Annotated in this window: 26 protein-coding genes; 15 read left to right on the top strand and 11 right to left on the bottom strand. The window is 40.2% G+C overall.

Going from position 1 to position 24,265, the window contains the following annotated elements; all coding sequences use genetic code 11:
• Nucleotides 1-116: 116 nt before the first annotated feature.
• A complete protein-coding gene (locus L8106_RS05065) occupies nucleotides 117-893 on the top strand; it encodes a cysteine hydrolase family protein (protein ID WP_009783140.1) in 777 nt (258 codons plus the stop codon).
• Between the two features lie 339 nt (nucleotides 894-1,232).
• Here the strand turns inward: L8106_RS05065 and L8106_RS05060 are convergent, their stop codons facing one another.
• From L8106_RS05060 to L8106_RS05050, 3 genes are all read right to left on the bottom strand, one after another.
• Complete coding sequence (locus L8106_RS05060; RefSeq protein ID WP_009783139.1) at nucleotides 1,233-1,589, bottom strand: hypothetical protein; 357 nt, start codon at nucleotides 1,587-1,589, stop codon at nucleotides 1,233-1,235.
• A 441-nt stretch (nucleotides 1,590-2,030) separates the two neighbouring features.
• Nucleotides 2,031-2,840: a glucose 1-dehydrogenase gene (locus tag L8106_RS05055; RefSeq protein WP_009783137.1), complete on the bottom strand. Its 810-nt coding sequence runs from the start codon at nucleotides 2,838-2,840 to the stop codon at nucleotides 2,031-2,033.
• Between the two features lie 113 nt (nucleotides 2,841-2,953).
• Nucleotides 2,954-3,277: a hypothetical protein gene (locus tag L8106_RS05050; RefSeq protein ID WP_198012899.1), complete on the bottom strand. Its 324-nt coding sequence runs from the start codon at nucleotides 3,275-3,277 to the stop codon at nucleotides 2,954-2,956.
• A gap of 341 nt (nucleotides 3,278-3,618) precedes the next feature.
• On the opposite strand from L8106_RS05050, the gene L8106_RS05045 reads away from it, so the two are divergent.
• Together L8106_RS05045 and L8106_RS05040 are read left to right on the top strand one after the other, a co-directional pair.
• Nucleotides 3,619-3,801, top strand: coding sequence for a CsbD family protein (locus L8106_RS05045; protein WP_009783135.1), 183 nt, complete (start codon nucleotides 3,619-3,621; stop codon nucleotides 3,799-3,801).
• Nucleotides 3,802-4,324: 523 nt separating this feature from the next.
• Nucleotides 4,325-4,801, top strand: a complete 477-nt coding sequence (locus L8106_RS05040; RefSeq protein WP_009783133.1) for a response regulator — start codon at nucleotides 4,325-4,327, stop codon at nucleotides 4,799-4,801.
• Here the strand turns inward: L8106_RS05040 and L8106_RS05035 are convergent.
• The 3 genes from L8106_RS05035 to L8106_RS05025 all read right to left on the bottom strand — a co-directional run bounded on the left by L8106_RS05035 (nucleotide 4,737) and on the right by L8106_RS05025 (nucleotide 6,594).
• Nucleotides 4,737-5,129, bottom strand: a complete 393-nt coding sequence (locus L8106_RS05035) for a DUF2294 domain-containing protein (protein WP_009783132.1) — start codon at nucleotides 5,127-5,129, stop codon at nucleotides 4,737-4,739. The two genes, L8106_RS05040 and L8106_RS05035, sit on opposite strands and share 65 nt — an antisense overlap.
• A gap of 55 nt (nucleotides 5,130-5,184) precedes the next feature.
• Entirely contained in the window at nucleotides 5,185-5,586 is a 402-nt protein-coding gene (locus L8106_RS05030) for a DUF2294 domain-containing protein (protein ID WP_009783131.1), read from the bottom strand.
• Nucleotides 5,587-5,841: 255 nt separating this feature from the next.
• On the bottom strand, nucleotides 5,842-6,594 hold the full coding sequence (locus L8106_RS05025; protein ID WP_009783130.1) for a response regulator transcription factor: 753 nt from the start codon (nucleotides 6,592-6,594) through the stop codon (nucleotides 5,842-5,844).
• Between the two features lie 156 nt (nucleotides 6,595-6,750).
• Here L8106_RS05025 and L8106_RS31270 point away from each other — a divergent pair, with 156 nt between their 5' ends.
• The 6 genes from L8106_RS31270 to L8106_RS04990 all read left to right on the top strand — a co-directional run bounded on the left by L8106_RS31270 (nucleotide 6,751) and on the right by L8106_RS04990 (nucleotide 14,035).
• Nucleotides 6,751-9,594: a PAS domain S-box protein gene (locus tag L8106_RS31270; RefSeq protein WP_009783129.1), complete on the top strand. Its 2,844-nt coding sequence runs from the start codon at nucleotides 6,751-6,753 to the stop codon at nucleotides 9,592-9,594.
• 255 nt (nucleotides 9,595-9,849) lie between these two features.
• Nucleotides 9,850-10,281 carry a response regulator gene (locus tag L8106_RS05015; protein WP_009783128.1) on the top strand — a complete coding sequence of 144 codons (432 nt, stop codon included), beginning with the start codon at nucleotides 9,850-9,852 and terminating at the stop codon, nucleotides 10,279-10,281.
• A gap of 232 nt (nucleotides 10,282-10,513) precedes the next feature.
• Nucleotides 10,514-11,722, top strand: coding sequence for a hybrid sensor histidine kinase/response regulator (locus L8106_RS05005; protein WP_009783126.1), 1,209 nt, complete (start codon nucleotides 10,514-10,516; stop codon nucleotides 11,720-11,722).
• 53 nt (nucleotides 11,723-11,775) lie between these two features.
• The gene (locus tag L8106_RS05000) at nucleotides 11,776-12,894 is read left to right on the top strand and encodes a hybrid sensor histidine kinase/response regulator (protein WP_009783125.1); all 1,119 of its coding nucleotides are present in this window, start codon (nucleotides 11,776-11,778) and stop codon (nucleotides 12,892-12,894) included.
• Between the two features lie 251 nt (nucleotides 12,895-13,145).
• On the top strand, nucleotides 13,146-13,526 hold the full coding sequence (locus L8106_RS04995) for a hypothetical protein (RefSeq protein ID WP_009783124.1): 381 nt from the start codon (nucleotides 13,146-13,148) through the stop codon (nucleotides 13,524-13,526).
• Nucleotides 13,527-13,807: 281 nt separating this feature from the next.
• Nucleotides 13,808-14,035 (top strand): ferredoxin-thioredoxin reductase variable chain, encoded by a 228-nt coding sequence (locus tag L8106_RS04990; RefSeq protein ID WP_009783123.1) that lies wholly within the window; start codon nucleotides 13,808-13,810, stop codon nucleotides 14,033-14,035.
• Nucleotides 14,036-14,133: 98 nt separating this feature from the next.
• Here L8106_RS04990 and L8106_RS04985 read toward each other — a convergent pair whose 3' ends face one another.
• Both L8106_RS04985 and L8106_RS04980 read right to left on the bottom strand, forming a co-directional pair.
• The gene (locus L8106_RS04985; RefSeq protein WP_009783122.1) at nucleotides 14,134-14,367 is read right to left on the bottom strand and encodes a hypothetical protein; all 234 of its coding nucleotides are present in this window, start codon (nucleotides 14,365-14,367) and stop codon (nucleotides 14,134-14,136) included.
• A gap of 81 nt (nucleotides 14,368-14,448) precedes the next feature.
• Nucleotides 14,449-15,240: a YdcF family protein gene (locus L8106_RS04980; RefSeq protein ID WP_009783121.1), complete on the bottom strand. Its 792-nt coding sequence runs from the start codon at nucleotides 15,238-15,240 to the stop codon at nucleotides 14,449-14,451.
• A gap of 209 nt (nucleotides 15,241-15,449) precedes the next feature.
• Here L8106_RS04980 and L8106_RS04975 point away from each other — a divergent pair, with 209 nt between their 5' ends.
• Nucleotides 15,450-15,830, top strand: coding sequence for a DUF6464 family protein (locus L8106_RS04975; protein ID WP_009783120.1), 381 nt, complete (start codon nucleotides 15,450-15,452; stop codon nucleotides 15,828-15,830).
• Between the two features lie 29 nt (nucleotides 15,831-15,859).
• Here the strand turns inward: L8106_RS04975 and L8106_RS04970 are convergent, their stop codons facing one another.
• Both L8106_RS04970 and L8106_RS04965 read right to left on the bottom strand, forming a co-directional pair.
• Nucleotides 15,860-17,824 (bottom strand): ABC transporter ATP-binding protein/permease, encoded by a 1,965-nt coding sequence (locus L8106_RS04970; protein ID WP_009783119.1) that lies wholly within the window; start codon nucleotides 17,822-17,824, stop codon nucleotides 15,860-15,862.
• A 90-nt stretch (nucleotides 17,825-17,914) separates the two neighbouring features.
• A complete protein-coding gene (locus L8106_RS04965; RefSeq protein WP_009783118.1) occupies nucleotides 17,915-18,793 on the bottom strand; it encodes a DUF1361 domain-containing protein in 879 nt (292 codons plus the stop codon).
• 362 nt (nucleotides 18,794-19,155) lie between these two features.
• Between L8106_RS04965 and petJ the strand changes: the two genes are divergently transcribed.
• The 3 genes from petJ (at nucleotide 19,156) to hrcA (ending at nucleotide 21,951) form a co-directional block, all read left to right on the top strand.
• Nucleotides 19,156-19,503 (top strand): cytochrome c6 PetJ, encoded by a 348-nt coding sequence (gene petJ, locus L8106_RS04960; RefSeq protein WP_009783117.1) that lies wholly within the window; start codon nucleotides 19,156-19,158, stop codon nucleotides 19,501-19,503.
• 179 nt (nucleotides 19,504-19,682) lie between these two features.
• The gene (locus L8106_RS04955) at nucleotides 19,683-20,615 is read left to right on the top strand and encodes a tetratricopeptide repeat protein (RefSeq protein ID WP_009783116.1); all 933 of its coding nucleotides are present in this window, start codon (nucleotides 19,683-19,685) and stop codon (nucleotides 20,613-20,615) included.
• A gap of 232 nt (nucleotides 20,616-20,847) precedes the next feature.
• Entirely contained in the window at nucleotides 20,848-21,951 is a 1,104-nt protein-coding gene (gene hrcA / locus L8106_RS04950) for a heat-inducible transcriptional repressor HrcA (protein WP_369747907.1), read from the top strand.
• Here the strand turns inward: hrcA and L8106_RS04945 are convergent.
• Nucleotides 21,938-22,351 (bottom strand): PPC domain-containing DNA-binding protein, encoded by a 414-nt coding sequence (locus tag L8106_RS04945; protein ID WP_009783114.1) that lies wholly within the window; start codon nucleotides 22,349-22,351, stop codon nucleotides 21,938-21,940. The two genes, hrcA and L8106_RS04945, sit on opposite strands and share 14 nt — an antisense overlap.
• 235 nt (nucleotides 22,352-22,586) lie before the next feature.
• On the opposite strand from L8106_RS04945, the gene L8106_RS04940 reads away from it, so the two are divergent.
• Together L8106_RS04940 and L8106_RS04935 are read left to right on the top strand one after the other, a co-directional pair.
• The gene (locus L8106_RS04940; protein ID WP_009783113.1) at nucleotides 22,587-23,027 is read left to right on the top strand and encodes an Hsp20/alpha crystallin family protein; all 441 of its coding nucleotides are present in this window, start codon (nucleotides 22,587-22,589) and stop codon (nucleotides 23,025-23,027) included.
• A 200-nt stretch (nucleotides 23,028-23,227) separates the two neighbouring features.
• On the top strand, nucleotides 23,228-24,217 hold the full coding sequence (locus L8106_RS04935; protein ID WP_009783112.1) for a DnaJ C-terminal domain-containing protein: 990 nt from the start codon (nucleotides 23,228-23,230) through the stop codon (nucleotides 24,215-24,217).
• Nucleotides 24,218-24,265: the final 48 nt, after the last annotated feature.

Below are 24,265 nucleotides of genomic sequence, written 5' to 3'. Positions count from 1 at the left end.
GATCATTTGAGACTCTTGATCAGCTTTCTAGAACAAATAACAAGAATCCCGATAAGAGATTGAAACGGGGCAATAATCCCCTAAAATAGAATGCAAACCTTGATAAACTCAGAGAAATGAATTCCCCCTCTCTCCGAACATTAGGTATTCCTCCCAACGCTTGGAGTGTCAATGATGCGATCGCCGATTTGACTCGTCCTGGGGTTGAACCTCAACCGATCACCCTCGCCACTGAAACCAAAACCCTACGACTAGATCTGGCCAAAACTGCTATTTTAGTCATTGATATGCAGAATGATTTCTGTCATCCTGACGGTTGGTTAGCCTATATTGGGGTCGATGTGACACCAGCCCGTCAACCCATTGAACCCTTGCAGAACCTTCTCCCTGTGTTGCGATCAGCAAATGTTCCGGTGATTTGGGTTAACTGGGGAAATCGGCCTGATTTACTCAATCTAAGTCCAGCCACACTTCATATTTATAATCCTACAGGCGAAGGAGTCGGTTTGGGTGATCGATTACCGAAGAATAATTCACCTGTTTTAGAAGCGGGAAGTTGGGCGGCTTCAGTCATTGATGAACTCGAAGACAAACCCCAAGATATTCGGGTGGATAAATACCGCATGAGTGGGTTTTGGGATACACCACTTGATAGTATTTTACGAAATTTAGGTAAAACTACGTTGCTTTTTGCCGGAGTAAATGCCGATCAATGTGTGATGACGACGTTGCAAGATGCTAACTTTTTGGGCTATGACTGTATTTTAGTTAAAGATTGTACTGCAACGACTTCACCTGAATATTGTTGGCAAGCAACGCTTTATAATGTTAAAGAATGTTTTGGTTTTGTTTGTGACTCAGAAGGAATTTCACAAGCAATTGCCCAACTTTAAACCTTTTAATTCTCTAAAATCTATAAAAGAATGCAGCAGATTTTAGATTCCCGGAATTCCCCTTTAAAAGCAGGGCTGTTTCATTCTCAGTCATCCGTTCACCGAGTTAAAAATTGCCGAGGTTGATGGGGTGATCGGGTGATGGGGGTGGTGGGGAGAGGTCTTTTTGGAGATGAAAAATCACTTTTTATTAATAAAAATCCTCCCTACCTCCCTACCGACCGTCCTCCCCATCTCCCCACAAATTAAGTTTTAGGGCAACGCGCACAGCCCTACCTTTAAAGGGGGAATTTAAACTTAAAAGGTTGTACTTAAGTAGACTGAAAACCGTTATGATTATTATTTCTTTTTCCCACAGAGTTTAGGAAATAAACCCAGAAACAATAAAGTAACTAAAGTGGAAGGTTCAGGAATTTCTTGGGCGACTTCAAGTTCCGTGTCGATCAATTCATTAGTTGCGATTAAGTTTCTCCCATTGTCAAAATCATCAGCCAGCCCAGATGTAATACTCTTGAGATCAAGATCAACATCAGACATCGTATTGCTGTCTAAAGTGAATTCCATCTGGGTGACAACAGGTTGATCAAATTTCATGTCTTCATCATTAAAAAAAGTCGCAGCCTGGGCAGGTGTCCAGGGGATAGAGAAAACTAAAGCCCCCGGTAATACAATGTACCACGGTTTGAAAATTTTCATCAATAATATCCTAACTCTAAAAAATCTTGGGAATTCAGATGAAGGCTATAGTTGTGTATCTTAGCTTATACAGTTCTGTATGTTAAGTGACAGTCTATAAATTTTACATGAGCTACTTTTTTGTGAAGCAAATTTAGGTGAATATAAAATATCGGTAAAATCAGTCCCTTTTTAATCACAATACTCAAAAAATTCATTAAGCTAAAAGGATCGATTCAGCCCAATAATCAAGAGAACTTCCCTCAAGCCCTAAAACCGGAAATAAAATTGTTAGAATGATTCCAAAAGTTAACGTGATTTTCAATTGTTCTTTCAACGATTAACGTTTCAGGAATATTTCCAGCGATATATTTCTCTAGGAAAACAAAAACAAACCAGATTTTCATCAAAAACCTGGCAATTTAAACAAAATTTTTTTTATTAAATTAACGAATAACTAACTTATTCTCCGGCTGACCAAGCTTTCATAAAGTCTGGATAAAGCGTCAGTCCACCATCAGCATACAGAGTTTGACCTGTAATATAAGCCGCATCATCAGAAGCCAAAAAAGCTGTAATTGCAGCCATTTCTTCTGACGTTCCTACTCGCCCCATCGGAATATGCTGTTCAACTTCTTTTCTTTTTTCCTCGTCTTCTGTCCAAGAATTAATCGGTGTTGCTGTAGCGCCCGGTGCAATAGAATTAACTCGAATTCCTTTTCTAGCATATTCTAAAGCCAAAGTTTTAGTCAGATTTCCCATTCCTCCTTTACTAATCGAATAACTCGCATATTCCGGTCGAGGAATGATTTCATGAACACTAGAAATATTGATAATGACACCTCCATTATTTTGTTTTAAAAACTGTTTAATCGCTTCGCGAGAACACAAAAAAGCCCCTCGCAAGTTGACCGAAATCACTTGATCAAAGTTCTCCGTTTTGACTTGATCAGAAGCTTCAGCAATTTGCATTCCAGCATTATTAACTAAAATATCTAAGCTGCCTAATTTTTCGACAACTTCTTCACACATCCTGATAATATCTTGCTCATTAGAAACATCTCCCTCAACCGGGAAATCTTGACCCCCACAACCCCGAATTTGATTGCAAACTTGATCAATCATTTCCTCTGTATCTTCTGCTTTTTCAGGATTTCCTCGGTAATTAATCGCGACATTTGCACCTTCTTGAGCAAAGCGAACTGCAATGGCTTGTCCAATTCCAGAAGTCGCTCCAGTGATTAATACATTTTTTCCTTTCAACCCTTTCATTATAGCTTTTTTCTCCTAATCTTTTCAAGTTTTATTCAACTAAAATCCCAGGAATAAACCTGGGAAATTAAATCAAGTCATTAGTTCAGACTCAAACCTGTTTTGGGTTAATTTTACTGTCCGAAGAAATCTTTAACCGCATCAACGACATTATCAGATGCTTTTTCTAAATCAGAGCCAGCTTCACTGCTTTGACGTTGAAGATCGCCCATATTTTCCTGTGCTTTTCCTTGAGCTTGTTTGAGTGAACCTTCGGCTTTGGCTTGAGCTTCTTTCATATTTTGTTCTGCTGTTCCCATACCCTGACGCGCCATTCCTTCAACTTTATTTGTTGTCCCTTCTCCGAGGACATCATCAACCATGGAAGAATTTGTGGCTAAGATGGAAGAACTACTGTTTAAATTGACGGCGTTAACAGGTAAAAATGAAGCGGTCATTAAACCTGAGCAAAACACAGCTAGTGATACAAATACTAACAATTTTGAAAACAATTTACGAGCAAATTGCATAATTTAATCTCCTTTGTTGATTAAGTAACAGTTTCAGTATTAATCGTTGATTTTTTAACTCAACGTTTCACTTCCAAGAATAAACGAGTTTAGGATCACTTGACCTCACCCTTTAGAAAGAACTAAACCGGATAAATTTGGACATTTTTAATAAATTTTATGGGTTTTAATCTATCTTTAGATAGAGCGATCATCGGCGGTTATTTTGATAGAATTTAGTCAGGTAGACAGAATACTCAAAAACTACCTAAAACCAGGAGATTTTAACCATGAGTTTAGAAAATCGTGCCAAAGCAACAGCTAAAAATCTAGAAGGGAAAGCTCAAGAAGCGATGGGAGAGTTTACCGGAGATCCCCAGGACAAAGCAGAAGGAAAAGCCAAGCAAACTGAGGCGGAAGTTGAACAGACAGTAGAAAATCTCAAAGATGAAATCAAGAAGGCAATTGACTAATTGATAAATTAACTTAAAAATGAGAAAGGAGCTAATCTAGATTAGATCCTTTTTTATATTTTCAACACGGATGGAACGTTTTTTACTCAAATCAGGATTTTATTTAATCTCAGTATCAGAAATTACAGAAAAGACTTCTCTATTCAAAATATTAATTCAAAATAATCAAAGTCTTTGGATTTATACTTTAAAAAATTTAATAAGTATAGATACTTATTCAGTCTTCTAATTTCTGTCCTGAAGATCAGATTGATTCAGCTTATACCGAGAAATTCACGAGTTTGTGTTTAATTTTTTTAAGCTTCCCAACCGTTTGTATCAAATGTTGAAATAATGTTTAAATTTTTTTGGAGATAGTGTATAATACAACAAGTTTGCACTAGCTTATGCAACCCTCTCCTGAGCCTTACGCCAGCAGAAGGGAGCTGACCTAGAGCAAGCCTCGCGAACCAGTCCGAGAGCAGTGCCTTTTAGCCACTTGGGGGTATGCTTCGTATTCCCTTGCAGATGGACGATACTGAGTATGACTACAAAATCTCTAACGAGTTTAGCTCACCAGTCGGTTAAAAGGAAGCCCTATGTTTTAGCAGTCGATGATAATCAAGACAATTTAATTCTAATCGGTTGTGTCTTAGAAAATCTGGGGTATCCTTATTTAAGCGCAGGTAGTTCTCAAGAAGCTCTGTCCCTTTTGCAACATTATCAACCTAAACTGATCTTACTCGATATTGTTTTACCCGATATTGATGGTTTACAGCTTCTCCGTCAAATTCGAGGCGATCAACGAATTCACCAAACCACAATAGTTGCTGTCACGGGGTTAGCTTTAGGACAAGATAGACAACGTTTGTTAGCAGCAGGTTTTGATGATTACCTCAGTAAACCTTATCTACTCAGCGATTTAGAAGCTTTAGTTTGCCGTTATTTGACCCAATCTAATTGTAATTTGAGTCATCTGAGATGTTCAAGTCAGATCTGCGACACTGAAATTCAAAAATAACGATAGCACCAGTCCGACTGGTATCAATCGTAGTATCACACAGGAAGTCAATAACCGTTACATTCAGAGTTTGTTCAATCAAATCTTGAATTTTAGGTTGAATCATTCGATCAAATACGGATCGAACTTGACTAACTAAACGGAGATGATTATTTTGGTTCAACAAGTTTTCTGGGGGAGTAATCACTCCCTCTAAAACAAAAATTAGAATCCGATCAAAAATACGGCAACTAATTTGGCTAAGTTCCTGCTCTAATTGTTGAACGTAGATATGTTGAATTTGTTCACAAATCAGTTCTTCAGCATTGGCTAAATTGGTTTGTTTCATTATAGAGTTTCTCTAGTAATGTCATCATCAATTCCATCCAGAAGAACTCAGAAACCTAACTTCCATTGTTTGCTTTATGCTTAGGAATCGCTTCCGGATTACGAACTTGAGGAGATTGGGCTAATATTACAATAATACCTAGACGACCTGTTTCCAGCTTCGCTTCACTCAAAATATCGATCGCCTCAACCCCTAAAATCTCTTGAATCAACGCTTTGAGTTTAGGTTGAGTAGCATCTTTGAGTCCCGCTCGGACTTCTTCAGCTAAATCTTCCTGTCCGACTTCTGCTAACCGTTTTTCAGCAGGTGTAATCGAATTTTCGACGATAACAGCTAATTTACAGTCAAAGAGTTGACAAGTCACCTTGCTGGGTTGATGTCCTAGCTCTTGACGATATAAAGCTTGAATCTGCTGAGAAAGATGGCGTTCCAGTTGTCCCCGAGTCGGATAATTCATCAGTTTCCTCCAAAACACTTAGACTACCGCTCATAAGTCAATCAAGCTGAACTTCTGAGTTATTCAACAGTAGTGTAAACTTAGTCGCGATTAACGATCACAATTGAAACAAAACTAATATTAGCTTAAACTGAGACGGAGAGACTAACATGATTCTTGGGATGGATTTATACTCTGCCTAAGTCTTCCTCAAATTTGTCAATGGGGAGAATTGGGGAGATGGGAGGTAAAAACAGATTGATCTGATGACTTCTTTTAGCTCACTAAGCCCGAACGTAAAGCCCGAACCGCAGCTTGAGTGCGATCTTCGACACACAACTTATTCAAAATGCTGCGAACATGAGTTTTCACCGTTCCGACAGTAACGTAGAGCTTTTCAGAGATTTCAGCGTTGCTACATCCACCCACAATCAACTCTAGCACCTCCAATTCTCGCTCCGTCAACGGATAAGTATCGAGAAGCTGTTGAACATCAGATTGAGCCGAATCAATCTTAACCATCTGTTTCAAATCTTCGCTGTCGCTGGTGATTGGATCAACCGCAGTTGCAGAATTCTCTGACTCTGAGGTTCGGGCTTGCTTGAGAACAATACGAGCAATATTCGGATCGATCCAAGCATTACCCTCATAGGTAGATCGGATCGCCTGTACCAGTGTGTCTAAACTCGCATCCTTCAAACTATAGGAGTCAGCGCCCGCAGCAAAAGCCGCTAGAACCGAATTTTCCTCCTCGTGCATGGTTAAAATCAGAACCTTACTGCGATCGCCAGGTTCCAGATTCGCCTGAATTTTTCGCAACTGTTGCGTCAACTCTATACCATCAATATCCGGTAAACCAATATCAATAATACCCACATCTGGCTGCATCGTTCGCAACATTTCTAAGCCTTTGCGACCATTTTCAGCATCACCAACAACTTCTATATCATCAACCTGCTTGAGAGCCGCGACCAAACCAACACGACTCAAGTTATGATCTTCAACGAGAACAACACGGATTTTACTCATTCTAAAATTGCCTATAGGATAGAGGAAATATTAGCGATTTTAATATATCCTCATAAGACTAACCTAAAAAACCTCACTTAGTCTATCTGTCAATAGTCTTATCAAAAACTGACCGAAAGACAGATTGACAATTTATGCTGTAGAAGACCACTATATATGCTAACAGAAAGTTTACTCGCTACAACAGCGTTCATGCCTCATGGCAGTTGCTATCTCTGGAAACCTGGATTAGTAGGATTGCATTTGGTCAGTAACGCCATTATTGCACTGTCTTACTTTTCTATTCCGATCGGGCTGGTATACCTTGTTCGCAAGCGAGAGGATATTCCGTTTAACTGGATAATTCTGTTGTTTGCTGGCTTTATCATCTCTTGCGGTTGTGGTCATCTCTTTGATATTTGGACACTGTGGCATCCAAATTATTGGATCTCAGGCTTTATTCGAGCCTTCACAGCAATAGTGTCTTTGATGAGCGCGATCGCTTTAACAATGTTAATGCCTGCAATTTTAACGTTTCCGAGTCCTAAACAGATGGAACAGTCAATGCGCTTACTCCAGCAAGAAATTGAAGAACGTAAGCAAATTGAGATTGAGCTTAAAAAAAGCGAAGAACGTTGGCAACTCGCCTTAAAAGGTACCGGAGACGGGATTTTTGACTGGGAGATTTCCACCGGAGAATTATTCATGTCTGCTCAGTTGAAAGCCGATCTGGGCTACAAGGATCACGAATTAGAAAGTAACTTTGAAGCTTGGCGTTCTCGTATCCACCCCGACGATCGAGATCGCGTTCTAGACACTGTACAAAAGCATCTGGATGGAAAAACCAAAAAATATACAGAAGAATACCGTCTTCGTTGTGCAGATGGCAGCTATAAGTGGATTTTAGCCCGAGGCCTTGCTCAGAGAAACGAACAGGGTAAACCGATGCGTATGGTCGGTTCTCAACAAGATATTAGCGATCGCAAACGTGCCGAAGACGCTCTCACCGAAAGTGAAGCCCGTTATCGGTTACTGGCAGAAAATGCCAAAGACATGATTTCGACTCATACCTGCGAAGGGGTATTTCTCTACGTCTCCCCCGCTAGTCGCCATCTCCTCGGCTATGAACCGGATCAACTTCTCGGACGTTCTCTCTACGAATTCTTTCATCCCACTGATGTAGCCGCTTGGCAAAGAACTTATACCGTTGTCGGTCAGTTACCCGATGAATACACCACAACTTACCGAGTTCGTCGTCGCGATGGTGATTATGTCTGGTTTGAAACCACCAGTCGCGCCATTTCTTCGAGTTCATCGACAGCAGAACCGATTATTTTATGTATTTCCCGAGATATTACCCTGCGTAAACAAGCCGAAGAAGAAATTGCTCGGTTTAACGATGAACTCGAACAGCGAGTCCAAGAACGAACCGCACAGTTAGAAGTGCTAAACGAACTCAAAGACGAGTTACTCGAACGAGAACGAGTTGCCCGCACCCAAGCCGAAGCCGCCCAAGCCAAAATTAAAATCTATGAAGATATTGTCGAGAATATTCCCATCGGTATGACGGTCTGGCATCTCGAGGATCTTGAAGATCTTCAGAGTTTTAGCTTAGTGAGTTCTAATCCCGCAGCATCGGATTTATTGGGAGTTCAACTCAACTCGGAAGTGGGTAAAAAAATGGTTGAGTGTTTCCCCAAAATACCTGAAACCAACATTTCTTTGTTGCAAGCTTACGCCCAGGTGATTCGTCATCAACAGCCCTGTGCATTTAGTGAAGTGCGTTATGGAGATCGGCGAGTTAATCAGAGTTTATTTGCAGTTAAAGCTTTTCCCTTACCCAATCAACGTTTAGGGGTCGCTTTTGAAGATATTACAACCCGGAAACGCATCGAAAAAGCCTTATCTGAGAGTGAACGGTTGTATCGATCTGTTCTCAATAGTGTCCAAGAAGTGATCTTTCAAACCGACATTGAAGGTCGTTTGGTTTTCTTGAGTCCGGCTTGGACATTTATCACCGAATATTCTGTTTCTGAAAGTCTAGATTCTCCATTACTGAACTACATTTACGCTGAAGAAGATCAACAATATTGTACTGAACAATTTCGACGACTGATGGAGACTGAGCAAGATAATTTTATCTTTGAATTTCGCTCACTCAAAAAAACCGGGGATTTTTGTTGGTTAGAGATCGATGCTCAACTCAACCGCAATACAGATAACAAAGTGATCGGAGTTTGGGGAACGATTAATGATGTCACCAAACGTAAACAAACAGAAGCCATCTTGCAAGCTAGAGCCGATGAACTGTTTCAACTCAATGGGATTTTGCTCGCAACAACCGGACAACTCGAAAAGCGTAATCAAGAACTCGATCAATTTGCTTACGTTGCTTCTCACGACTTGAAAGCGCCCCTGAGAGCAATTGCAAATTTGTCAGAATGGATCGAGGAAGATCTTGAAGATAAACTTGATGATGAGACTCGTCATCAGATGAGTTTATTGCGGGGGCGGGTGCATCGGATGGAAAACCTGATTAATGGTCTTTTACAATATTCTCGGGTTGGGCGAATGCAAGTTAAATCTGAATCTGTTCAAGTTAGAGAACTTCTCGAAGAAATCATTGACTCACTCGATCCCCCGTCAACGTTCACCATTGAAATAGAGGGAGAAATGCCCACTTTAAAAACTCAGCGTTTATCCTTACAACAAGTGTTCAGCAACTTGATTAGTAATGCTATTAAGCATCACGATCGCCCCGATGGAATGGTTAAAGTTTCTAGCCGAGATCGAGGGAATTTTTATGAGTTTTCAGTGACAGATGATGGCCCTGGAATTGCACCTCAATATCGAGATAAGGTGTTTACTATTTTTCAAACCCTAAAAGCTCGTGATGAAGCTGAAAATACCGGGATTGGTTTGTCAATTGTCAAGAAGATTATTGAAGCTCTAGGCGGAACCATTGAACTCGAATCTCAACTCGATCAAGGAGCAACATTCCGTTTTAACTGGCCAAAATAAATTAAAAATGTTAACCTGCGATCGCGATCTGGCTTCAATCTCTGTCTAGAGAAAATGTATCATGGATGTCTTCTCGTTTAATGTTATCTACCTTAAGATAGAGAAGCCAAAAATGATAAATTCTTCCTAGAGATGAGGTTTATTATTAAAGCTTTGTTTATAATCTCGATTAGGTAGATGTATGCAAAGTTAGTTTAAGATGAGCATATCGCAGGATAGATCAATCATTAGCGAGCTGTGAGGAAAAACTCAATTATGGAGGAAAAAGTTATTAATATTCTGCTTGTCGAAGATGATGAGGTTGATGTAATGAATGTCAAACGGGCGTTTAAAAAGAGTAATATTTATAATCCGCTTTTTATCGCCGGAAATGGATTAGAAGCCTTAGAAATGCTCCGATCTTCTCCTGGAAAACCTCCCCAGGTTCCAGACAGTCGCCGACTAATCTTACTAGACTTAAATATGCCAAAAATGGGAGGTTTGGAATTTTTAAGTGAATTACGTTCTGATCCTGAACTGAAAGCAACACCTGTAATTGTGTTAACTACTTCTGACGAGGATCGAGATTTGGTAGAAGCCTATAACTTGAATATCGCAGGTTATATTCTCAAGCCTGTAACGTTTTCCAAATTTGCATCAGTGATTACCACCTTAAATCAATACTGGACTCTGTGCGAATTTCCCTAATCACTATAAATTTGATAGTGATAAGTTTAAGCTCTAAAAAATATAGACTGCGATCAATGAATTTTAGTAAAAAAAAGATTAGAATAGTAAAGCTAGCTCTAGAGCAAAAATTTATTAAAATTGTCTCTCAATTGGCTAGAGAAAATGTTTGCTTTTTTAATGATCTGACAGGGATAGTTATTTTATTTAATCCAACATCCCTTACCCAAATAACTTTTGTAGACGGAAGGAGATGGAAGAACTATTAAGTATTCTTATTGTTGATGATGATGAAGTCGATCGAATGGCTGTTCAGCGATCGCTTCGGAAAGTTGGTGTCAAACTAGAAGTAACCGAAGCACAAGATTGTGACAGTGCGATTACTCTCCTCAAAAAGAATACTTTTGATTGTGTCTTTCTAGATTTTCGTCTACCGGATCGAGATGGTCTTGACCTCGTTAAACAAGTCCGTTCTCTCAATATTAAAGTACCCTTGATTGTATTGACAGGTCAAGGAGATGAACAAATTGCTGTTGATTTAATGAAAGCTGGTGCATCCGATTATCTCTCCAAATCTTGGGTTTCGCCGGAAAGATTATGGCAAGTTCTCCGAAATGCAATTCGGGTTCATCAAGCGGAAATGGAAGCAGAACTCGCCAATAAACGCCTTTGGGAAAGTAATGAACTCTTACGACGCAAAAATCGCGAACTTGAACGACAACGTAAACAAATCGAACGCCAAAATCGTAAACTCGCTGAAGCTTCTCGCCTCAAATCTCAATTTCTCGCTACAATGTCTCACGAACTTCGCACTCCGATGAATGCAATTATGGGGTTTTCTCAACTTTTGTTGCGTCAATATCCCGATCCGCTTGTGCCTCAACAATTGGATATGGTACAACGCATCTTCAATAATGCTCAACATCTACTGACGATGTTGAATGAAGTGCTAGATTTTTCCAAAATTGAAGCTGGTCATTTTCAGCTAGAACCCACAGAATTTAATCTCGCTCAATTTGTCGAATTAACCACCCAAGAACTGCGATCATTAGCCGTCGAGAAACAGTTAACTTTAGAAGTGAATATCAATCTCGAAGAACCGATGATTATCAATGATCAAAATTCGATTCGACAAGTTTTAGTCAATCTAATTTCTAATGCGATTAAATTCACAGACTCAGGAGGAGTTTGGATTAATGTTCAAGAACAAGCAAATGATCAATTGATAATTGCAGTTAAAGATACTGGAGTTGGGATCGCCTCCGATCACTTACAAGAAATTTTTGAGGCTTTTCGACAAATCAATCAAACGAATACTCGGAAACATTATGGTACAGGTTTAGGATTGGCAATTGTAGATTCTTTGGTAAAATTGATGCACGGTCAAGTCACCGTAGAGAGTCAGCTAGGGTGCGGCTCTATTTTTCAGGTTGAATTTCCGCGCTATTTGAAATATAATTAGATTGATATAAAAACCATTTTTTTGATAAAACTCTTTATTATTATAAAATAAATATGTCTAGTATCACCGGAGCAAAAACCAACTATATTTTAGCAGTCGATGATCTGCCAGATAACCTTTTTTTGTTAAAATTAGCCCTAGAACAAGAAGGACACAATGTTGTCTTAGTTGAAGACGGAAAAACCGCTTTAGAACAGATCGAAGCCTCACCTCCAAATTTAGTGCTGCTGGATGTTATGATGCCTGAAATGGATGGCTATGAGGTGACAAAGCGAATTCGGAGTAATCCTAAATATCCTTATATTCCGATTCTGCTAATTACCGCCCATGAACAATCTAGCGTCGTTGAAGGTTTAGATGCCGGGGCGGATGATTTTATTCGTAAACCTGTTCAAATCGATGAACTTCAAGCCCGAGTGCGATCGCTATTACGCCTCAAACAAAGTATTGATCAACGGGAAAACTTTGTCCGCTGTTTGACTCACGATTTAAGAACTCCTTTAGTAGCCGCAGATAGAGTGTTAAATCTCATCCAGCAAGGAATATTTGGAGAAATGAATTCCTCTATGAGTGAAGCCGTTACTAGCATGATTGGCAGTAATAAAAACTTGCTTGATATGTTGAATACACTTCTGGCTGTTTATGCCTATGATATTGGCCGAAAAACACTTAGTTTTATTCCGTTTGATTTACACGCTCTCCTGAAAGAAATTATCGCTGAATTGATGCCTTTAGTTGAGGACAAAGAGCTTAAAATCAAGTTAAATATACCCACTAAACCGACAACAAAAGAACTGGTAGGAGATCGTTTAGAACTGCGTCGAGTCTTTACAAATTTAATTGCCAATGCAATTAAATTTACCGATCAAGGAATAGTCGAAGTTAATTTAAGTTTAGTTCATAAATCTAAGTCTAATACTACTTCAAATTGGATTAAAATAGAAGTCAAAGACACGGGAATTGGCATCTCTGTAGAAGACCAAGCTACTTTATTTGAAGCTTTTCATCAAGGGAATCATAAACGATCAGGAAGTGGTTTAGGCTTGCACCTCTGTCGGCAAATTGTCCACGCTCATCAAGGGACAATCACGGTTGAATCTCAATTGAATCAAGGAACTGTGTTTACCGTTTGTTTACCTTCTAATGACAATAAAAAGGAATCGGATCGGTGATGAAGACCCCAGCAATACAGGCTTTTGAATGGGTTCTTAACATAGAGACAAAAATACTTTGTAAGGTAAGTTACAGTTGTTGAGAGAGAGGGAATGTTAGTCTAAAAGTGGAGTAATTTAAAAGATCATTTTATCTTTATAATCTCCAAATATCTTTAGATTTATAGAGTTGTTAGGGTACAAGGCTTGCGACCTGTATAGGTGTTTAGCTCAGGCGCAAATTGCTTTAGAATTACGAAAGGTAAACCACCATGAAGATTGCTCAAGGGATTTTCTGGGGTGTGGTGATGGGGGTCAACTTTTTCTCTCTTATACCGAGAGGAATCGCAGAAGAAGTTCAGCGACTTGATGCCTATCAACAGCCCTCTGTGTCCGCATCAGATTTAGAAGGGAAAGGCTTAGATATGGGTATAAAACCCTCTAGTGCTAGTTTTCCACAGGGGGGGCCATCACTCGATAAACCGTTTGCATACGAACCCGAATATTTGAATCAAGCGGTACCGACAGCGGAAGTTATGATTGATTCCAATTCATCCTCACAAGATCAACAGGGGATAACTCTGCCCTTAACTCCCACCTTCAATTCACAAGGGGTTGGAGTGCGGGGAATACCGATTCCCATCGGAAATTAAAGCAGGTGTTGCCGGGATTGAATATCAACTCAATCCCCCGGTTCAGCCTCAAAGGGTTCCAAATACTGGGGCTAAAGCGGCTTCAGTTATAGCCCAGTGTCACAACAGAAGACGCGATCGCAGTTGATCTGTCAATCTCCAATCTTCACCACAGTAAATCCTTAAACGGGTGAGTTTTGAGGCAATTTCTGTGTCAATATAGAAAAACTGCCTGATTTAGTGCAGGTGATCAACCCCTGTGCAGTTCAGGTTGTTTGAGAGGAAATACTAGGTTAGAGTCTATGAAAGTTGGCGATCGCGTTCGCGTCAAAACATCAGTTATTGTCTATATACATCCTGAACACCGCAATCAGCCATTTGATCTCAAGGGCTTAGAGGGAGACATTGCCTCTATCATTGAAGATTGGAATGGTAGGCCAATTAGTCCCAATCTCCCGATTCAGGTCAAATTTAGCGATAAATTTAAAGTTCATTTGAAATCGGAGGAACTTGAAGTGATTGCAGAATAGACACCCATCAACAGGTGAAAGGAGAAAACAACAGACTCAGAAATCGGGGGGCGTTAGGGTCACACAGATTACCCCGCGTGGATCACTCTCCCGCGTCTCTAATTAGTCCCTCGTCCCCGCAAAAACCAACTAAAGAGATTAATATCACCTCGCATTTTTTGGAGTTCTTGTTGATGGCGTTCTGCGGTTTCAGCGTACCATTGACAATATTGTTCAAAGTCCTCGCGATATTGAACCTCTTGATAAAATTCGTGAGTAACTTGATAAGCTTGTAAAATCTCAATTTCTGATTGTTGAATATCTGTAAAACCTTGCTCCCACTGAAAGTCCATTACAGATCAAACCTCTCCTGCTAATTTCTTACTTAATTTAACATATTTAATCTCAATTCCTCGATGGCTCACAATTGCTGACTACAACCATCCTCGTAACCGATAAACGATCATTCCGATATATTCTTTTAAGGCTTGGGTAAATTGTTGTAAAGATTGAGTATCGGGTATCAGGTTTAAAATCCTTCCTTGTATCGTTGTAGAAGGCTGAAGATCCTGCTGGGAAACTAAAAAATCAGTGGGTGCAGGAATTACTTCAATGCCTTGACGCTGAAAAACTAAAAGCGATCGGGGCATATGCAGGGCAGATGTAACCAATAATACCTTTCCGGTTAAGTTATTTTCTGCTAAAATTTGACGAACATTGACTGCATTTTGATAGGTATTCAGTGAATCTGGATCTTGCAAAATAGCCGACTCCCGAACCCCCATTTCTACAGCAATTTCTTTCATATCGGCTGACTCTGGAGGTTCTTTTCCGTCCCATTGAATGCGACCTCCACTTAAAATTAACCACGGGGCTTTATCCTGTTTGTATAATAATGCCCCATACAAAATGCGATCGCCCGCTTCACCCACATCCACCCAAGGACGAGGCGGAGTCGGGGCTTTCGTTCCTCCGCCCAGTACCACAATTGCTGTTGCTTTTGGTAGTTCACCATTAGGAATATTTTGCCATTCTAGACTTCGCACTAAACTTTGAGAAACCCCACTGTTACTACTTGTCAGAAGAACCAATAATCCTAAAGCGATCGCACCTGCGGCCCAGCGAGGCTGTTTCCAGAGTAAGATCAAAGCAGCAATCATCAGCAGAGAAGTCAATCCTAAAGGATAAATAAATAAGGGCAGAAGTTTCGATAAAAATAAAAACATTGTATTAACCTCGAAGTTCTGAGTCAAAGGAATAATAAACTTAAAGTCAATTTTATCTTTAACAAGAATTACAGCACTTGAGAACCCGAAGAACTAGCTTATGTTGATTCCACTCAACAACAGGAATGTTTTAACTTAATCACTCTAAATTTGACAAAGCCTTGACTGAATCGACATAATAAAAGTTATACTTGTCTACGGAGTCATCAATGGATAATCTCGAATCTGATTCTTTACCAACTGAGGTAATTTTAACTCATCCTCGACGGTCTTTAGGAAATATTTTCTTTGATTGGACACCTCAACCGGGTCATTATCTTGATCTTCAAGGTCAAACTTATGCCGTCTTAGAACGTCGTCACCGCTATCAGTTAAAATCGGGTCGTTATCGACTGTATCAAATCTCACTTTATGTACAATCGGCTGAACGTCCCCAAGAAAGAAGCCTAGTGGATGGACGTTGGGTACTCGGTGATGCAACTTGTCGTTTTAATGCCCATTCAGAATTAGTTCGTTGTGCAGTGAATCCTGACGGGCCTTGTAGTCAATGCCGTTCTTTTGAACCGAATAATACTCAGCAATCTGATTGAAAAAATCAACTGAGGAAGTCTCTTAGAAGCTAACTTAAAACATTCAGATCAGCTTGATAATCTTCGGCTGAAACGACTCGCCATTTGGTATCTCCCTGCAACTCTAAAACCTGGTGATGATACTTTAATAAACTCAATCGATGTCCCACACTCACGTAGGTTGTTTTAGTCTCTTGTAGCTTTTGATAGAGGCGTTCTTCGTTCTTGAGATCTAAAGCACTTGTGGCTTCATCAAGAATCACATAACTGGGTTTACTGAGTAATAAACGTGCAAATGCTAAACGCTGTTGTTCTCCTAAAGACAAAACATTTGCCCAATCTAATTCAACATCAAATCCACTTACTTGTTCCGGGATATAACCCAAATTGACCAGTTCTAAAACTTCATGTAATTTCTGGTCATCTACTCCTTGTTCAGTATAGGGATATAATAATTGTTCGCGCAGCGTTCCTAAAATCATATAGGGTTTTTGCGGTAAAAACAGCATTTCCTGTAAATCTGGACGCACTAACTGTCCGGTTCCTGAACGCCATAATCCTGCAATTGCCCGTAATAAAGAACTTTTACCTGCACCACTATTTCCCATAATTAATAATCCTTGATTCGGTTGTAAAACTAAAGATAAATCTTGAACAAGGATTTTTTGATAGTTGGGAGTATTGAGGGTAATATGTTCGAGGGCTAGAGGAGAATCTATCGTTAAATCAATTCGAGGTTCTCCCGATTGAGGAGTTGTATTATCCGGTTCTAAAGCTTCTGAAAACGTAGCCAAACGGTTAATACCTGCGGCAAATGCACTCAGGGATTCAATCTGACTCACAATAATCGAAATCGCTGATAAAACTTGACTAAAAGCAAAGTTTGCTTGGGTAATATCTCCAAATCGAATCTCACCTGAAAAATAGAGCGGTGCCATAATCAACGAAGGCAAAATAATCACAATATAGCGATAACCTGTAGTAAAATAATCGACATTTCGTTGCCAGCCTATTAACAGGTTAAAGTTATCAAAAGCCTTTAAAAATCGCTGTTTAATTTGTACATTTTCTTGTTCTTCTCCTTGATAAAATGCAATAGATTCGGCATGGTCACGAACATGAATTAATCCATAGCGAAAATCAGCTTCTCGTCGGAGTTGATTGAAGTTGAGTGGAATTAACCGTCGTCCGATTAAAATAGTGATGACTGTACCAAAAACAGCATAAAAGAGCAAAAATACAGAAAGGTTTTTGGAAATCGTCCAGAGAATTCCACTAAATGAAATGATATCAATGATCGAATTGAGCAGAATGAGTAAAAAAACTAAACTCGTTCGAGTAAAGGATTTTATATCTTCGGAAACTCGTTGATCGGGGTTGTCAATTTGTCGCTGAGATTCAATTTTATAATAGGCGCGATTCTCAAAGTAGTTATTGAGAAATTTATCCGTTAACCATTTTCTCCAAAAGTTGGCTAAACGATCACGAGTGTAGCCATAGAGGGCAACAATCGGAATCCCGACAACAAAAACACCTGCATACACAAATAAAAATCGCCAAAATTCTGATTCATTTTTTTCAGAAAGAGCGGTTGTAAAGAAGTTAGAAACATAGCTAATAATTACATTTAAGCCACTCACTGACACGGATAAAAACAAAAGAATCGCTAAAAAACTCCAAGGTTGCCAGCGAAATAGTAATTTCTCCTTATAGTTAAATGCAGCGATTAAAGGGAGAATTAGCATCAAGCCAAACACCACAATCCAGGGAGACTCAATTAAACCTGTTACAGTTTCAAGTAACCCTGGGGCAATGCTATTAAAAAATTCAGGAAAGAGATACTGACTTCCTAAAGTCACTCCAGCAACGAGTATAAAAACAACAGCAAAGAGGAAAACAAGTAGCAATAATAACAATCCAAGAAACACTTTGCTGCTTCCCGGTTCCAGGGGATAGAAAAAGGGTTGGGCGATCGCTAAAAATCGCTTCCACAACTGATTATCAAATCGGTTCATTTGCTGTGCGTGTTGAAGTCTCTACAGAGTTTTGAGTATGCAAGTTTCTAGTCTGATAGTAGGTGATGACAAATACACTTGTCAAATATGTTACATAGGCTCGGGAGAGGATGAGGGGGGAAGCACTGCAAGGGTAATCAGCTTCATTAGTCCATACAAAACACTCAAAACTACAAATGTTACAGACATCACGAGTAAAGGACGGTGATTGAGGAGATTATCAACCATACTCCGCATTAAAACATCTGGATTCGTAATAATATCCCAACTATTGAATCGGTAAAAGCGTCCGAGATAAATTCCGACAGCACAAAGGGCGTGTATTGTCAATTCTGCTATCCAACGATTCTGTTTCCAACCTTGCTGATCCAACAAGTAGCGATCAAGGTAAATCAGAGAAAGCACATAGGCTTCAAACCCAATAAACATAAAGACTAGATATTGGGGAATCAAAGCTAACGAAATGATCCACACTGAATACCCTTGACGAATTTGATCGATCAAATGAATCACATCTGTGAGAACATAAGGAGCATTAGGCAGAAATAAGATAAATACCAAAACACCTAACCACCATCGCACTGACAGACGGTGAGACTGATGCTGTTGTCGGCGCTGCCAGATATCTACTCCCATCAAGGTAACTGTGATCACCAAGGCGATCAACAGATAGCGACTATCTAGGGTTTGGATCAAACGGTGAAACTGTCGCCCAACTCGATAGGCATTGGGGAGAAAACTCAAGCCCAGGAGTAACCCAATACACCAAATTAAAATCGGCGATTGGCTTCGCCAGTGCGCTCCGCGCAATCGCATTTTAGACGGTTTAGAGATCACAGATGGACAAAACAACCAGACGCTTAAAGCCAGAGGGATTAACGCTAGAAATAAATTCCACGACATCCAACCAATATTCGCGAAAATTGCTTGCCAAGCTGAGGTTATCCAGTTAATCAGTAGATCTATCATGTGATGAGTTGATCAGAAATATTATGCAATTCAAAGTGATTTTGGGGAAATCTGGGTGAGGACAACAGCAACTCAAGTTCTAATGTAGCTTAGGATTTTACAACTGACATCTGAACCCAATCTGTCGTCTCGTTGCTGAGGTATCTCTGATTTTCAATATCCGCCGTTGAATTCAATGGATATCTTCACTAAATCCGACGCTGTTTCCGGTGAGTCAATGTTTCGATCAAATCGGATTGCATGAAAATCAGTCTTAATATTTGACGGCCTGTCTTTTGACAGATTGATCAGATTTATGAGAATAGAATAATAGGATTCAATCACGATTGATGTTGTTCATCTATCTCAACAGGAGAACTCTATTGAAAAAGTTATTTGCTTTCTTTTTAGTCGCCTTTGCAGTCTTGGGCTTAGTTATTCCATCTCCCGCTTTAGCAGATGGAGATCCAGCCACTGGTAGCCAAGTCTTTGCCGCAAATTGTAACGCCTGTCACATGGGGGGAAAGAATGTTATCATGTCAAATAAAACCCTCAGTAAAGCCGACCTCGCCAAATATCTAAAAGGCTTTAATGATGATCCTCAAGCGGCGATCGCTTACCAAATTACCAAGGGTAAAAACGCGATGCCTGCTTTTAAAGGACGTTTAAGTCCTCAACAGATCGAAGATGTATCGGCTTATGTTTTTTCCAAAGCTGACAAGGGCTGGTAAATTCTTGATTAAATTCTGATTGTGATCAATGTGACGGTTCTGACTCTCTAGTTTTGTCACAATCAACTCAATCTTTAACTCGGGGTGGAACTCTTAAGCCGAAAGATAGAGTCAGAAACCGACTTCAATTCGCTTAAGTGTTGCGCCTCTTGTTCATGCTTTTTCGGACTTCTGTATGTATGAATAGACTGTACCGTGTTTTGTGCAGCCTCAGCATTGCTGTAATTTTCTGGATCGGATACTCAGTTTCTGCTTTTGCTCAAACTCCCCTAAATTCCCCATCAAAGGCAGAAAATTACCTCTCTCAAGCAATTGAACAGATTCAACAGCAACATTATTCTCAAGCCTTACAAGCACTCAACCAAGCGATCAACCTAGATAATACCTTAGTCGAGGCTTATCGCGATCGCTGTTTGATCTCGGTTCAGCTGGGCAATTACTCACAAGCCATCCAAGACTGTCTATACGCCACTCAACTGCAACCCCACAGCAACAGCAACAATACTTATCTAAATCTGGGAATAGCCTACTACAGAAGCGGTGATTTCACCCATGCGATCGCTGCTTATGATCATCTCATCGAACATCAAGCCGATGCCGTGTTAGGCTACTACAATCGGGGACTCGCTTACTCAGAACTCCAAGACTATACAAATGCGATCGCTGATTATAACCAAGCCTTAAACTACACTGCATCCTTAGAAGCCTCCCAGTTAGCAGAAATCTATATTGATCGGGGAATCGCCTATTTGATGCTCGATCAGATCCCCTATGCGATCGCCAACTTTTCTACAGCGATTCACCACGATGCCAGCAACCCCAGAGCGCATTATAATCATGCTTGTGCCTGTAGCCGTCAGGGAAATACTCACACCGCCCTGCAAGAGTTTACAGCCACACTCCACCTCAACCCCAATCATGCCCTCGCTCACTTTAATCGAGCCATGCTCAGACAGCAACAAGGGCTATATGCAGGAGCGATCGCTGATCTCAAAGCCGCCTGTCAATGCTTCACAAACCAGGGCAATCTTGCTGCCTCTCGCCACACTTTAGCCTTAATGGAAAAATTGCAACAGTGGTTACTCTCGACGGAAATTCAAACCATCGCCTAACTTTAGTTGTTTATATAGCACAATTTCGGCTCAAAATCCAGAACATTTAACTATTTTTTCAAATTAGGGAAAAAGGCAAAAATCTCACTAGAATGAAACCATTGTTCTGGTGAAATTTCGAGTATCTGCTATCTTTGTAGATAAAAAATTCCTTTAGATCTGTGATCAGCAGATTCCTACTTTTCAACCTTTGCATAACAGTCTAGTTCAACCCCATTTGAGTCGAATGCCTGTGCTAGTAAATCTCTCAGAGCGACAACACCATATCCTGTGGGCTACAATCCGTCATTACATCGCCACCGCAGAACCCGTTGGCTCAAAAGCTCTTGTGGAGGAGTTTAACCTCAAAGTCAGTCCAGCCACAATTCGCAACAACATGGGTACTTTAGAAAAAGCGGGACTCCTCTATCAACCCCATACCTCCGCTGGGCGAATTCCCTCAGACTCCGGCTATCGGATCTATGTTGATCGGATGATCACCCCTTCAGATACCATCGCCAGTCAAGTCACTCAGCTTCTACGCGAACAACTTGATGCCAAAAACTGGAGTATCGAAGCGATTTTACGGGGAGCAGCGCAAATCCTCTCAACCCTGAGTGGATATATTACCCTGATTACCATGCCCCAAACCACCAGCGATAATCTAAGACATTTACAACTGGTGTCTATGGAACCGGGTAAAATTATGCTAGTTGTCGTTACCGATAGCTATCAAACCCAGTCGATTATCATGGAATTTCCCCAAGTTGATCACCCGTTAGAAGTTGCAGTGAACGAACTCATTTCTTCGTTATCAGAAGATGAAGAACTGCTCGAACAAGAACTGCAAATTTTGTCTAACTTTCTCAATACTCAACTCCGGGGACAAGCCTTAAATGAACTTTCTACTTTGGACTGGAGTGAGTTGGATCGTAAGTTTGAACGCTATGCGAATTTAATTCGGAAACTTCTCGATGATTTAAGTTTACGCACCCAAAAACCTGAATATACTCGTATTCAATTTAGTGGAATATCAGAAGTGTTGCGTTTACCCGAATTTTCCCAACTCCAACAAGTACAAACTATTCTTCATCTCCTCGAAGATCAACAAGAAAAACTCTGGCCGTTAATCTTTCAAACTCCCGAACAAGAACAGCGAGTTACTGTTCGTATCGGGGCTGAAAATCCCCTCGAACCGATTCAATGTTGCAGCTTGATTTCTAGACAATATTACCGCAATAATATTCCTGTCGGGAGTGTCGGAATGCTCGGGCCAACTCGGATGATGTATGAAAATGCGATCGCACTGGTCGAAGCAACTGCCGATTATATTTCAGAATCCCTCACTCAAAATTAGTTAGAAGCCTGTTAATTTCTAGCTCTAAATATCCCGTTTCAGCATCGGGAGTGCGTTGAAAAATATACCCCTCAATTGTGCCAATCACAATCTCAGCCGTTGTATAAATAATACAGCCAGTTTGTAGGTGTCCGCCGATAGTTTTTCCTTGAGCATCTGCGATCGCAATATGAAGATGAATCCCCTCTATTGATAGCGTTCCGACTAAAGAAATAATTTCAAACCGTCCCGACAAGCACTGACTCGTTTCTTGACCCGCAAACCGTAGAGTTGCTTGTTTAAGACTGCCCACACCTGTTAAAATAAATCCGGCTTGAATTCGATGAGTTATGGCGATTTCTTGCAAACTAAGTTTGAGATCCTGGTTGGGTTTTAAGCGTATCGGTAAAGCGTTGATCATCAGATCTTAAACATTCATTCATGACTCTCATACTATAACTCAAGTGAGGTTTACCGAACTGATCAGGACGGTTAAACACCGGAAATATCTCAACTCAAAGTCGGGTTATTGCGAGTTAGAGAGTCGTTAAAACCGAATCCCCAATTCAAGCTAAATTCACTATTCTTAAGTTGTATAGGGTAATGATTAACCCTCAGTCTAGAAGTTGATCAAATTTAACGAGGAGGTAACAGCTATGCCTTTAATGCGTTGGGAACCATTACGAGAAATTGATAGCTTACAACGAGAAATGAACCGTTTATTTGATAGTTTTACAAACGAAACTTCAGTCGATCAAACCCGAGAAAACTTTGTTCCACTTGCTGAAATTAACGAAACATCGGATGCTGTTCATTTGAAATTAGAAGTTCCGGGAGTCGCAGCCGAAGACATAGATATTCAAGCGTCAACTGAAGCCGTTGCAATTAGTGGCGAACGGAAATCTGAGATCAAAACTGAAAACAAAGGCATGACTCGCACAGAATTTCGTTATGGAAAATTCCGTCGGATTATTCCCCTTCCGGTTCGCATTCAAAATACCGACATCAAAGCAGATTACAAAAACGGAATTTTAACACTCACCTTACCCAAAGCCGAAGAAGAAAAAAATAAAGTTGTTAAAGTGTCTCTGGGATAATTGAAAACGGCTATAATTGGGTGAAGACTGTTAAACTTACCCAGGTTTAAATCCTTCTAGATCCATCCGGAAGTGATTGCTCAAAGATTGAACACAGAGCATAAACTATAATTTTCCACAAGGGAACGGGGAAGCAGAAAGTCATTTTCTCAACCCAGTTCCCAATTCTGTTATCTTAGATAAAATCAGGAGGAATATGAATGCCTAAAACTGACTTTAAAGATTATTATGCCGTTCTGGGAATTAATAAAAATGCTAGCGCCGATGAGATTAAGAAAGCCTATCGTCGTCTGGCTCGCCAATATCATCCAGACTTAAATCCCGGAAATACAGAAGCCGAACTCCGTTTTAAAGATATTAACGAAGCCAACGAAGTTTTATCTGACCCCGAGAAACGGAAAAAATATGATCAATTTGGTCAATATTGGAGACAATCTGGACAAGGCGGTGTACCCGGAGGAGGTTTTGATTTCGACTTCGGTCAGTATAGTAACTTTGACGACTTTATTAACGAATTACTCGGACGTTTTGGCGGGGCTGGCGGGGGTTCTAGAGGAACTTACAGCTATCGTACATCTTCACCTCCGGGTTCTTCTAGACCCAATGATCCGTTTGGGGATTTGTTTGGAGGAGGAGGTTATGGAGGCGTTTCTCAACGGGATTTTGAAGCTTCAATTACTTTAACCTTTTCCGAAGCTTTTAAGGGAGTTGAAAAACAATTTAAACTAGATGATGAGACAATTAAAGTCCGAATTCCTGCCGGGGTGAAACCTGGAACTCGAATTCGCGTCAAAGGAAAAGGAGGAGTTAATCCCTCAAATCAACAACGAGGTGATTTATATTTAGTCGTGAATTTACAGCCCCATCCTTTCTTTCAATTTGACGGTGATAACATCGTTTGTGAAGTTCCAATTCGTCCCGATGAGGCGATTTTAGGGGTTCAAATTCAAGTTCTTACGCCTGATGGTATGGTAACGGTAAAAATTCCCGCCGGAATTGATTCGGGTCAATCTTTGCGACTGCGAGGAAAGGGTTGGATTAATCCCAAAGGAGGACGCAGTGATCAGATCATTAAACTAAAAGTTGTCACGCCTAAGAACATGAGTCCTCAAGAACATGAACTTTACCAAAATATCAGCCAAATCAGTCAATTCAATCCTCGATCCAATTTCGGAAATATGCAGCTTTAGAATAGTAAAATCATAGTCAGCAAATGAAATAAAAACCCCAAATAAGTT

Origin of the sequence: Lyngbya sp. PCC 8106, assembly GCF_000169095.1 — a bacterium.
Classification (GTDB): domain Bacteria; phylum Cyanobacteriota; class Cyanobacteriia; order Cyanobacteriales; family Microcoleaceae; genus Capilliphycus.
This window is presented reverse-complemented; position numbering and strand designations above follow the sequence as displayed.